We start from the raw sequence: 11,294 nt of genomic DNA, 5'->3' as shown, positions 1-11,294 counted from the left end.
TCGAGTACTGCCTCTGCCCTCTCCCGGAGGCCCGGAAGATCGAGTTTCACCCGTCTTTGCCTGTTTGAGATGGTTGCCGTCATGGGTCCCCTTGCGCTCCGCGCCTACCGGTTCCGGGTAGGAGATCCGGTGATGGTAGATGCCGGCCAAAACGCGGAGAAACGCCTCGCGGATCCGGCCCAAATCCCGTAGCGTCAGATCGCACTGATCCAGCTGGCCGTCGGAGAAGGCCGTCTGGACGACGCGCTCGACGATTCCTGCCAGGCGGGCGGGCGAGTTGTCTCCCACCGCCCGCGAAGTCGCCTCGGCCATGTCGGCCAGCATCATGATGCCCGCCTCCCGCGTCTGGGGCCGCGGGCCGGGGTAGCGGAACGAGGCCTCGGACGTTTCCACGCCCTCGCCGGCCTCGCTCACGGCTTTTTCGTAGAAGAACCGGATGAGGGATGCGCCGTGGTGCTGCTGGATGAAATCCAGGATCTCGGGCGGCAGTTTCTCCGCCCGGCCCATCTCCAAGCCGTCCTTCACATGGCTGATCAGCACGAGCGCGCTCATGCTCGGGCTCAGGCGGTCGTGGCGGTTCTCGTCCCCCTGGTTCTCGATGAAATATTCCGGCTTTAGCATTTTCCCGATGTCGTGGAAGTAGGCGCCCACCCGCGTGAGCAGCGGGTTGGCGCCGATGGCCTCCGCCGCTTCCTCGGCGAGGTTGCCAACCATGATGCTGTGGTGATAAGTGCCGGGCGCGCGGACCACCAGCTTGCGCAGCAGCGGATGGTTCAGATCCGAGAGCTCCAGGAGCCGCATGTCTGTCGTCAGCTTGAAAATCGACTCCAAAAACGGCATCGCCGCCGAGACGATGATGACGTTGAAAATCCCGCCCAGCAAAGCAATGGGAACGTCCATCCACCGCGCGATGGCGGTCCGAAGTCCCTCCTGGATGTTGAAGCCCAGCGCCAGTGCGCCACTCAGCAGCCCCACCATCAGGCCCGCCACCAGGATGGAGGAGCGATGCCTGTAGTTCTTCCACCGGATGGCCGCGAGAATGCTCCCCGCCAGCGCGACGATCGTGTACTGCACGTCACCACCCACAATCAGCGCCGTCAGCCCTCCGGAGATCACTCCCATCAGGACGGCCGGCGATCTCCCCTGAAGAAGTGCGACGAGCATCGTCGCCGAGGCGAACGGAATGGCGTAGTAGAACGAATCCAACGGAATGAAGCTGTAGGTCTCGCTGAAAAGCTCGGAAGCGATCAGCCCGGCCTTGATCAGCAACGCCTGGGCCGCAACGAGGATTATGAAAAGGAAAAGATTCTTTCTGCTCTGCAGAAAACTCAATTGATAGTGCCACGCGCAGATCCAGGACAGGAACATCAACAGCGCGATGATCAGCGCGGAACCGGCCAGGTTGTCCACAATCCGGGTCTGCCGGGAGAAGGACTGCAATTGGGACAGCCGCGCAATATGGCCCTCGGTGATGCGCTCTCCCTCGCGGACGATCATCTCCCCCTTCTTGATGAGCACCGAAACCACCCGGAGCGCTTCGGCCGCCTCCCGCTGGGCTTCCACGGTGGCCTTATTGTTGAACGTCAAGGTGGGCTTGATGTGGCGGGTGATGCGCGAAAACAGGGGACGGCGCAAAGGGCGCGGAAGCGAGCCCTTGGTGCGCACCGCCTCGGACAACATGAAGGACTCCACCTCGCGCAGTTCCAGGGGCCGGGACGACAAGCGGAGAGACACTCGCTCCCCGGTCTGGATGTCGCGCACGATGATGCCTTTGGCGAGATGGGCCCGATAGAGTGCCCGATCGCTCACCACTTGCTGGGAGAGGAGCGCCCGGACGACCTCGAGGATTTCCTCCATGATGGAATCGGAAAACTGGTTGCTCCTGAACCAGCGCCGCAACTCGGGGCTGAGCTCACCTCCCAGCCTTTCCCCAAAGGCTCTTTCCGCCTCCTGGAAGGGGACACTCGCATAAACAGCCGAAAGAAGGGCTGCCTCACCCAGGGGACTCTTCGTCCCGGGCTGTTTTTCCCGTCCCTTTTCGATCAGATTTTTCTGCTTGGCAATTTCACTGCGGATGAAGATGAATGCGCCCCGTATGCGCGTCAGAAACGCATCCTTGTACTTCGAGTCCACATCGTAATGCGGCAGAACCTGATCGCGGGCCTTTTGACGAAGCGACTCGGTGGCTGGCAGATCCTCCAGCCGGATGTCGTGCGGCGCCTTCACGTCCCGCTGAGCGACGTCACCCACCTGGTAGGAAACCGAGGGCGCAAAAACGGGCGCTGTGATCAGGATCGATAGCAGCAGGGTCAGCGCAACGCCGAGAAGCCAGAACGCCACCGGATTTGAAAAAAGGCGCGGCAGATTCTGTGGCCGAAAACTTTTCCGAAGAGAAAAACGGCTGGACCCGTTCTTCCCTCTCGAAGCCGCCCTTGCAGAACTGACCCTTTGGCTCAACGGATTGTCCCCGGTGTTTTTCCTGATGGCATGAAAGAGGGAAAGGGCGTGGAAAGATTACAGCCGATGGGCCTCATAGGCTTGGACGATTTTGCGGACCAGCGGGGTCCGGACGACATCCTGGTCGGTAAACTCAACGAAGCGCACATCCTCCAGATTGGCCAGGACTTGACGGACGTGGATCAGCCCCGAAGACGTCCTGTCCGGCAGATCGCTCTGCGTGATATCGCCCGTGATCACCGCCTTGCTCCCGACGCCCAAGCGCGTGAGAAACATCTTCATCTGCTCGGGCGTGGTATTCTGGGCCTCGTCCAGAATCACGAAAGAGTCGTTCAGCGAGCGGCCCCGCATGTAGGCCAAAGGCGCCACTTCGATCTCTCCGCGCTGGAGCAGCCGTTCGGCCCGCTCGAAATCTACCATGTCGTTCAGTGCATCGAAGAGCGGTCTTAAATAAGGGTTCACCTTCTCCTGTATATCACCCGGCAGAAAACCCAGTTTCTCCCCCGCCTCGACAACGGGCCGGGTCAGCACGATCCGGGAAAACTGCTTCTGCAAAAGCCCGGAAACCGCCATCGCCATCGCCAGATAGGTCTTCCCCGTTCCGGCCGGTCCGATGCCGAAGACCGCGTCGAAATCCCGGATTGCCCGCAGATACTCCTCCTGGACAGGGCTCCGGGGAACGATATAGCGCCGCTTCGTATATACCGGCACTCGGGCGGAGATAAGCTGGCGCAGGGAGAGTCCGGGGCTGGTCGCCATCGCCCGGACCAGGGCGGAGATTTCAACTGGTTCGAGCGCGTGCCCCGCATCGAGGCACTCGCCCAGTTCATCGAAAAAGCGAAGAGCGGTATCTGCCGAGGCTTCCTCGCCCTCCGCCTGGATTCCATCCGCTGTGACACGAATTTTTACAGCAAACGCCCTTTCCACCGCCCGAAGGGTTTCATCCCGGCTTCCGAGCAGATGGGCAAGACGATCGGGCCCCGCCAGTGGCAAGGCTGAAAGTTTTGTTACCAAAATTCGGTGCTCTCCCCCTATCAGATGGCCGATGGGCGAATCTGATCGCCCGGATCGTACGCCCCTCCCCAGGGGGCGTCAACCGGAAGCGAGCCCGGATATTCGTTTTATTTTCGTCTTCCGCGGGGGTGATGAAAATCAACTGTTTCCCGCAGTTTTTCGCGCTCCACGTGGGTATAAATCTCCGTCGTAGAGATATCCGCATGGCCCAGCATCGACTGCACCGCCCGGAGATCGGCCCCCCCCCTGAGAAGATGGGTGGCGAAGCTGTGGCGCAGCATATGGGGCGAGACGCGGCGCTCGATGCCCGCCGCCCGGGCCCAGACGTTCAAGCGCGACCAGAAGGCCTGGCGGGTCATGGCCCCCCCCCGCCGGGTGACGAACAGGTAGTCCGAGCGCCTCTGCCGCAGTAGGGTCTGCCGCCCCTCTTCCAGATAGCGCCCGAGGCGCTCGATGGCCACATCCCCCACGGGGACCAGCCGGGTTTTCCCCCCCTTTCCCCTGACGATGCAAAAGCCCGCCCTCCGATCAATCTCGGTCACCTTCATCTCGACCAGTTCGCTCACCCGGATGCCCGTCGCGTAGAGGATCTCCAGCATGGCGCCATCGCGCACGGATTCGGCCTTCTGGTCGTCGGGTGCCGCGAGTATCTTCTCCACCTCCTCGTCCGTCAGCACCTTCGGGAGCCGCCGCCAGGCCGAGGGGTGCGACATGTCGGCTGTCACGTCCTCTCGGAGCACCCCCTCGCGGAGCAGAAAGCGGACAAAGGCGCGAATCGAAGCCAGATGGCGGCGGACGGTGGTGCCGCTCCTCCCCTGCTCCTGAAGCCGCCCAAGGCGTCCCACCACCTCGGCCCGGCTCCAATTTTTCGGGTCCGCCATTCCCGCTTCCTGGAGAAAGACGAGAAAACCCCGCAGATCGTGGCCGTAGCTCTCGATGGTCCTCTCGGAGAGCCGCCGCTCGATGCGCAGATGATCCTCAAACGAGAGAAGATTCGCCTCCAAATCCGGCGAGAGCGAAGGCATTTCTTTCTCCATGTCCTTTTTCTTCCGGGGGCGCGGCATCACGGGCTCTCCGGCCCCGAGGCCTTCCGCCGGCGGAGGATATTGCCCACGGGGATGTAGGCCCCCGGCGCGAACTTCCGGCAAAGCCCCAGATAGAGAAGACCGCCCGCGGCAATCTCCGCACACAGGAAAAGCGCCCGGATGAAAATCCCCGCGCCCGCCGGCCAGAAATAGGCGTTCAGTACGAAAACAAAAACGCCCATCAGAATGGAGATCGGGGCGAGCCGGGAGGCGATGTCGCCCAGCTCCCTGCCCGGCCACATCTCTCCCTCCCGCTTGAGCCCCCGTGCGAGGAAGGCCACGTTCAGCCCGCTGGAGATTGAGGTGGCCAGCGCAAGGCCCGCAAACCCGAGAGGAAACATCAGAGCCAGGCTGAGGACCACATTGGCCGCCATCCCGATGTTGGCGCACCTGACGGGATAGCGCATGTTCTGGTGGGCGTGAAAAACAGCCGCGAACAGACGGACGCCTCCGAAAAAGATCAGACCCAGGGCATACATGCGTAGCCCCAGGGCGCTCGCCGCCGTGTCCGCCGCCCCGAAGGCGCCCCGCTCGAAGAGCACCTCCATGATCGAGGGCGCAAGCGCGATCAGGCCGAAGGTGGCCGGCAGGGTGAGAAACAGCGTCAGCTTCCCCGACTCGGCGAGAGTGGCGCGAACCCGGCCCTGCGATTGGGCCGAGGCGTAGGCCGCCAGGACCGGAAATGCCGCCGTCGTCACTGCCAGGCTCAAGAGGGCGTGGGGAAACTGCACCAGCCGGTTGGCGTAATAGAGATAGGAGATCGCCCCCTCAGCCAGAAAGGATGCCAGCCACCTGTCGATGAGAATGTTGATCTGGAGCACCGCAACCCCGAAAGCCGCCGGCCCCATCAGGACCAGGGCCCTCCTCACCCCCGGTGCGCGCCAGGGGGCGGCGGGCAGCGGGATCAGACCGAGCTGCCGCAGAAGCGAAAGCTGGACGAGTAGTTGCAGCACTCCGCCCGCCACCACACCCCAGGCCAGCCACAGGGCGCCCGCGCTTTCGCCGACGAAATAGGCCGCCCCCGCCAGCGCCGCGATCATCGCAACGTTGTGGACGGCCGGGGAGAGCGCCGGGATGAAGAACCAGCGCGCACAATTCAGGATGCCGCTCGCCACCGCGCTCATCCCGATGAAAAACAAAAAGGGGAACATGATGCGCGTAAACTGCGAGGCCAGCGCGAACTTCTCGGGCGCCCGGATGAACCCCGGCGCCAGGGCCATGACGAAATAATCCGAAAAGACGATGCCCAGCCCACACACCACGACCAGGACCGCCCCCAACCCCATCCCCATGGCGCCGGCGAACCTTCGGCTCGCCTCCTCGCCCTGCGCGCTGCGCATCTGGGTGTAGACCGGGATAAAGGAGGACGTGAGGGCGCCCTCGGCAAAAAGGCGCCGGAAAAGACTCGGAATGCCGAAACCGACGAAAAAGGCGTCCGTCACTAGGCCTGCGCCCAGAAAATGGGCCACCAGGATGTCCCGGACAAAGCCGAAGATGCGGCTTCCCAGCGTCGCGACCGAAACGCCCCAGGCGGAGCGCGCGATACCGCCTCCTTCGCCAGGCGCTCCTGGGGCCGTCTTGTCTGAGGGGTGAATTTCGGGCTTTTCTCCCACAAAATCCCAAAGGGCGGGAGGAAACGGTTGACAGCCTCACAAGCTATGCTATTAAATGCCCGCTTTGCAACGGCCTGTTGATTTTATCAATGTAACTGGAGGCAGAAAAGAACGTGGCAAACATCAAATCGGCCAAGAAACGGCACCGCCAGAGCCTTCTCCGCCGCAACCGCAACCGCGCCCTGCGCACGAGATTGCGTGCTGCCGTTAAGAACTGCTTGCTCGCTGCGGAAAAGAACGAGGGATCCGGGGAAGCGCTCAAGCAAGCCCAGGCCACGCTGAACAAGGCCGTCACCAAGGGCATCATTCACCGCAACACGGCCTCGCGCCGCGCCGGCCGCCTTGCGCGCCGCGTTCACAAGGCCGCCGCCTCGAACTGAGCCGCACGGCTTCCCGCTAGACGCGCAGACCCCACGAGGGGGGTGTCCCCCTCCCGGTTTCAAACGCGCCTTCCGTCTGCGCCACCTCCAGGAAGAACATCTCCAGTGCACGCTCGGCCGCGCGCTCTCCCGACGTGCGCTTCATTCGCCGATCCGCCGCAAGCAGTTTCTCGGGAAGGGAGCGGAAAAACCGTGCGCTCACACTGCTCACCTCCCGCTGCAGGCGCTCGGCCGCAAAAAGCGGGATGTGAAGAAGCGAGGCCAACTCTCCCGCATTCATCCTCCGCTGTGCGGCCGCCTTCGCAATCGTCCATTGCCTGATCTGGTTCCGCAAAAGGCCCAGAAGCTGGATCGGAGAGACTTCGTTTTCCATCAGGTGCCGCACAAGCCGCACTGCCCCCGCGGTGTCCCCCGCCGCCAGGACGCTCCCCAGCTTGTAGATGGCCTCCACGCGGGAGCGGCCCACGACCTCACGGACCTCCTCCTCGCCCGCCGTGCCCCCCGCGCCGACGAATCCCGAATGAAAGCGCCCCAGGGAGGGTTCCACCACCTGCACGAGCATGAGCGCCGCCTCGCCCGTGAGCCGGAAACCCAGACTCTCCGCCTGAATCTTGAGCCAGGCGGGAAGCTCGCGATCTCCTGGCGTCTCCAGGGGGACGCTCTGGGCCGCATCCTTCAGGCGGCGGAAAAAGCGGGTCCGCAGATCGGGCTTCTCGGCCATGAAGACCACAACCGCATCGGAGGACGGATCCTCGATAAGCGGGAGCAGCGCATTGTCGTCCGCCTCGCCCACCGTCTCCAGGCCGCGGACCTCGACCAGCCGCTTGCCCGACATGAAGGGCAGCGTCCGGGCCGCCGCCGCCACGTCGGCCCCCTTCCCCCCCGACCAGTCGATCCGATCGTAGCTGAAATCGTTTACCTCCTCCCCGAAGATTGTCCGCCGGATGGCCCGGAGAAACTCGTCCCGCAGGATCGTCTCCGGTCCGTGTAAAAAATAGAGCGGATGCAGGGCGCCCTTCTGCAGCGCGGCCAGGGCGTAGGAGAAGGAATTTGCGGGGGGTTTTCTCGGCGTCCGGACCATCCCTAGAAGCCCTCAAGCACCAGGCTGATCAACTCGTCCGCGAACAAGACCGCGACCCGGGAATTGGTCTCGGTCCGGATCGCGTCGGTTCCCGAAACCGTCGCCCCCAGGTCGAACTCCGAGTCGGACTCGACGTTTTGGCTGAACAAAATCTCGCCGCGGGCCGTATCCCGAATCGTCACCAGCGTCTTGATAGCTACCCGGTAGCGGCGCACCTCGTCCGTCCTCGTGAACCCGATGGGGATCAGTTCGTACTGGCGAATCTTCGCTTCCAGGATCACCGCCGCGGCCCCGCCGTCCACGACCCGGATGCGTCCATCCACGATGAACTTCGCCCGCGTCGCGTCCGTCAGGGTGCGCTCCAGGCCGGGCTCCTGCGTTTCGTTCACGAAATTCGCGATCGCGATGGTGTTGACGTTCTTCAGGGGGCCTTCCTTCCGTGTCCCCTCGAGCGCATATCCACAGCCGGCGGCGGCCAAAAGGAAGGCCGCCAGGGCGACCTGCAGGAGACCCCCGGCCCGTTCACACCTTTTTCCCGCCCGCTGGCGCCTGCACGCCGGTCTCAAAGCACCACCTCCAGAGAAACACCGCTCTTGAGCTTCGATCGAAAAATCACTTCCTCCGCCGTTTCCACAAGATGATCATAACGCTTGGGGTTGGATTCGCAAATCACGAGGTCAACGTCATGGGGCTGCTCCGCCAACGCGGGCAGGAGAACTCCGAGGACTTCTGCCGAAGTGTCCTCGTACTGCGCGGTCAGGCCGTCCGGCTCCGAGAAGGTCATCGAAAAGTTCCGGGTGGATGTCTTCAAGGAGGACAAAACAACATCCCGCAGCCGGGTGATGTGCGTTTTGGTCGTGATGGTCCGCAGCTTTCCGAGTCCGGCGAAGAGGACATAGCGCGGCGCGATGCGGCCCCGCGAGGCGATCATGGCCTGCGAGCGCCACTTCCCGCTGAACTTCCCCTGGCGGATGAAGCGGCTCGCCTCTCCGTTCAAAAGACGATCGAGCCGGCCGGCCACCTGTCGCAAGGGAATTTCCTCTTCCCCAAAATACGCGATGGCGGCAAATGAGGGGACATTCTCAATCAGGGCCATTTCGATCCGGAGGCGAATCACTTCAGGCGGGTGCCCTCTCGCGAAGGAGCCGGTCTAGAATGGCGTTTACGAATTTGTCCGATGTGGCCGGACCGTATTCTTTTGCCAACTCCACCGCCTCATCGATCACCACCTTGGGCGGGACATCGGCATAATACATCAATTCGCAGGCACCGATGCGCAAAATGCACCGGGAGACCGCGTCCATCCGATGAAACGACCACTTTTCGCTCGCATCCGAAATGGCGCGCTCAATCTCGGGCGCGGCGCCGAGCACCTTGTGGACCAGCTTCTCCACATAGGGAGCAACACCGACGGCCTCGGGGTGAAGCCCCCAAAAGCGCGCAACCTCGGCGACGGGCTCCCCCTCGACGCTGTCGAGATAATAGAGGAGCTGCATCGCCACCTCGCGGGCCTTGTGCCGACTCGCCATAACTCAGCTTTTCTTCCGGGCGGAGCGGGAGACGCCCTTGCCGATTTGCTTCAGAAGATTCGCCATCTCGACGGCGGTCAGTGCGCCGTCGTAGCCCTTGTTGCCCATCTTCGCGCCCGAGCGCTCTATCGCCTGCTCGATGGTATCGGTCGTCACGACCGAGAAAATGGCGGGCACACCGGTTTTCTGCGAGACTCCCGCCACTCCCTTGGCCGCCTCGGCGCATACCAGATCGTAGTGACTCGTCGCCCCCCGGATCACGCAGCCAAGACAGATGATGGCGTCATAGCTTCCCGACTCGGCCAGCCGCATCGCCGCCAGCGGCAGCTCAAAGGAGCCCGGCACGCGGACCAGATGCACATCCGCCGGGCGCACGTCGCACTGTCTGAGCCCCTCCATCGCCCCCCGCTCGAGGTGATCCACGATGAAATCGTTGAAGCGGGCGGAAACGACTCCGATCCGGAGCCCCTTCCCGTCCAGCGTTCCCTCCAGCGCTTCTGTCATCTTCCGCTCTCCCGCGTTCAATGCCTTTGCAGGTACGAAGTGTCCCGGCTCGTCCCGAGCAAACGGAGCGCAGGCAGTTCCGGTTCCAGATCGACGGGCACGCGCTCTTCGAGTTCGAGCCCATATCCTTCCAGCGCGACGATGCGGCGCTCTTCGTTCGTCATGATGCGGATGCGGCGCAGCCCGAGGTCGGCCAGGATCTGCGCCCCGATGCCGTACTCGCGCAGCCCCGCGGAGGAAGTCCGTCCAGGGCCGGAGGATCCGCGCTGGCGCTCCGCCTCGGGCGCAAGGTTGAAGCTTTTCTCCTCCATCATATCCGCCTGCAGGTAGACCAGCACGCCGCGGCCCTCTTTCTGGATACGGGCGAGCGCATAGTGAATCCTGTCCGTGGCGTCCACCCGCAGCAGATTCACGATGTCGCTGATGCTCCTGGCGGGCTGGACCCGAACGAGCGTCAACACATCGCCATCGATCTCGCCCATCACGAGGGCGAGATGAAGCCGCCCGGTGTTCCGGTTGCGGTAGGCCATGGCCCGGAAAACGCCGTAGTCCGTCGGCAAATCGGCCTCCTCCACCCGCTCGATGAAGCGGTCATGGCGCATGCGGTAGGCGATCAGATCCTTGATGGTGATGATCGCGAGGTTGTGCTTTCGCGCAAACACCACCAAATCGGGCAGCCGCGCCATCGTCCCATCGTCCTTGAGAATCTCGCAGATGACGCCCGCCGGCTCCCGCCAGGCGGGCCATATCGACCGCGCCCTCGGTATGACCCGCGCGGCGGAGAACGCCGCCCGGCCGCGCACGCAGGGGGAAGATATGTCCCGGCATGACCAGATCGCCCGGCTGGGCGCCTTCCCGAATCGCGGTCTGTATCGTGTGGGCCCGGTCGTAGGCGCTGATGCCCGTGGTGACGCCCTCGCGCGCCTCGATCGAAACCGTGAAGGGCGTCCCGTAGGGCGAGGCGTTCTGCCGGCTCTCGACCATCATCGGGAGGCCGAGCTTTTCGACGCGCTCCGGCGTGAGGGAAAGGCACACGAGCCCGCGCCCCTCCTTCACCATGAAGTTGATGGTCTCGGGCGTCACCTTCTCGGCGGCCATGACGAAATCGCCCTCGTTCTCCCGGTCTTCATCGTCCACCAGGATGACGATCCGGCCCTGCCGGATATTCTCGATGGCGTTTTCGATGGAAGAAAACGGGGATTCCGCTTCCGATCGGCCGTGGAGGGGATGAACGTTAGGCATAGCCGTGCTCCCGAAGTTTCTCCAGCGTCAGATTCCCCCGGGCCTTTTTTGCGTCCACATGGGGGCCGAGAAGTTTTTCCACATATTTTCCGATCAAATCCGCCTCGAGGTTCACCGCCGCCCCGGGCGCCTTTTCGAGAAGCATCGTCCGCTCCCCGGTGTGGGGAATGATCGCCATCGAGAAGGAAGCCGCATCGCAGGCGGCCACCGTCAGGCTGATGCCGTCCACCGCCACCGAACCCTTCTCTACGATATAGCGCATCACCTCCGGCGGGGCATCCACCGTCACCCAAACCGAATCGCCGTCGGGGCGCTTCTCCCGCAGCCGGCCGACTCCGTCCATATGGCCGCTCACCATGTGTCCCCCCAGGCGATCCCCCAACGCGAGG

12 protein-coding genes and 1 pseudogene are annotated in these 11,294 nt (G+C 63.3%); 1 reads left to right on the top strand and 12 read right to left on the bottom strand.

The genetic code is table 11. The annotated features are described in order from the left end of the window. From O2807_05430 to murJ, 4 genes are all read right to left on the bottom strand, one after another. Window positions 1–2,340: HDIG domain-containing protein (locus O2807_05430; protein MDA0999944.1), on the bottom strand; the 2,340-nt coding region annotated here is incomplete at its 3' end. A 174-nt stretch (window positions 2,341–2,514) separates the two neighbouring features. Next, complete coding sequence (locus O2807_05425) at window positions 2,515–3,471, bottom strand: PhoH family protein (protein MDA0999943.1); 957 nt, start codon at window positions 3,469–3,471, stop codon at window positions 2,515–2,517. 107 nt (window positions 3,472–3,578) lie between these two features. Then, complete coding sequence (gene xerD, locus O2807_05420) at window positions 3,579–4,535, bottom strand: site-specific tyrosine recombinase XerD (protein ID MDA0999942.1); 957 nt, start codon at window positions 4,533–4,535, stop codon at window positions 3,579–3,581. Next, window positions 4,535–6,169 carry a murein biosynthesis integral membrane protein MurJ gene (murJ, locus tag O2807_05415; protein MDA0999941.1) on the bottom strand — a complete coding sequence of 545 codons (1,635 nt, stop codon included), beginning with the start codon at window positions 6,167–6,169 and terminating at the stop codon, window positions 4,535–4,537. Before murJ ends, xerD begins: the two co-directional genes overlap by 1 nt. A 113-nt stretch (window positions 6,170–6,282) precedes the next feature. Here murJ and rpsT point away from each other — a divergent pair, with 113 nt between their 5' ends. Further along, a complete protein-coding gene (gene rpsT, locus O2807_05410; protein ID MDA0999940.1) occupies window positions 6,283–6,549 on the top strand; it encodes a 30S ribosomal protein S20 in 267 nt (88 codons plus the stop codon). Window positions 6,550–6,565: 16 nt separating this feature from the next. Here rpsT and holA read toward each other — a convergent pair whose 3' ends face one another. The 8 genes and pseudogenes from holA to O2807_05370 form a co-directional block, all read right to left on the bottom strand. Next, complete coding sequence (holA, locus tag O2807_05405; GenBank protein ID MDA0999939.1) at window positions 6,566–7,630, bottom strand: DNA polymerase III subunit delta; 1,065 nt, start codon at window positions 7,628–7,630, stop codon at window positions 6,566–6,568. A gap of 2 nt (window positions 7,631–7,632) precedes the next feature. Beyond that, on the bottom strand, window positions 7,633–8,196 hold the full coding sequence (gene lptE / locus O2807_05400) for an LPS assembly lipoprotein LptE (GenBank protein MDA0999938.1): 564 nt from the start codon (window positions 8,194–8,196) through the stop codon (window positions 7,633–7,635). Next, window positions 8,193–8,660, bottom strand: a complete 468-nt coding sequence (locus O2807_05395) for a hypothetical protein (GenBank protein MDA0999937.1) — start codon at window positions 8,658–8,660, stop codon at window positions 8,193–8,195. Before O2807_05395 ends, lptE begins: the two co-directional genes overlap by 4 nt. Window positions 8,661–8,748: 88 nt before the next feature. Beyond that, on the bottom strand, window positions 8,749–9,159 hold the full coding sequence (nusB, locus tag O2807_05390) for a transcription antitermination factor NusB (GenBank protein MDA0999936.1): 411 nt from the start codon (window positions 9,157–9,159) through the stop codon (window positions 8,749–8,751). A gap of 3 nt (window positions 9,160–9,162) precedes the next feature. Beyond that, window positions 9,163–9,663 carry a 6,7-dimethyl-8-ribityllumazine synthase gene (gene ribH, locus O2807_05385; GenBank protein ID MDA0999935.1) on the bottom strand — a complete coding sequence of 167 codons (501 nt, stop codon included), beginning with the start codon at window positions 9,661–9,663 and terminating at the stop codon, window positions 9,163–9,165. 17 nt (window positions 9,664–9,680) lie between these two features. Then, window positions 9,681–10,193, bottom strand: a complete 513-nt coding sequence (locus tag O2807_05380) for a hypothetical protein (protein MDA0999934.1) — start codon at window positions 10,191–10,193, stop codon at window positions 9,681–9,683. Window positions 10,194–10,328: 135 nt separating this feature from the next. Next, window positions 10,329–10,905: pseudogene (ribB, locus tag O2807_05375) on the bottom strand (3,4-dihydroxy-2-butanone-4-phosphate synthase). Further along, the coding region (locus O2807_05370; protein MDA0999933.1) for a riboflavin synthase at window positions 10,898–11,294 on the bottom strand (397 nt) is incomplete at its 5' end. The gene O2807_05370 and the pseudogene ribB, both read right to left, overlap by 8 nt.

This window comes from bacterium (assembly GCA_027622355.1).
GTDB lineage: Bacteria > UBA8248 > UBA8248 > UBA8248 > UBA8248 > JAQBZT01.
The sequence above is the reverse complement of the archived record's forward strand: the minus strand, read 5'-3'. Positions and strand labels throughout refer to the sequence as shown.

Bases quoted from the DNA above. Each gene is read 5' to 3' on its own strand.
- xerD (MDA0999942.1), bottom strand. From the start codon at position 4,535: ATGCCGCGCCCCCGGAAGAAAAAGGACATGGAGAAAGAAATGCCTTCG.
- O2807_05380 (MDA0999934.1), bottom strand. From the start codon at position 10,193: ATGGCCTACCGCAACCGGAACACCGGGCGGCTTCATCTCGCCCTCGTG.
- ribH (MDA0999935.1), bottom strand. From the start codon at position 9,663: ATGACAGAAGCGCTGGAGGGAACGCTGGACGGGAAGGGGCTCCGGATC.
- nusB (MDA0999936.1), bottom strand. From the start codon at position 9,159: ATGGCGAGTCGGCACAAGGCCCGCGAGGTGGCGATGCAGCTCCTCTAT.
- holA (MDA0999939.1), bottom strand. From the start codon at position 7,630: ATGGTCCGGACGCCGAGAAAACCCCCCGCAAATTCCTTCTCCTACGCC.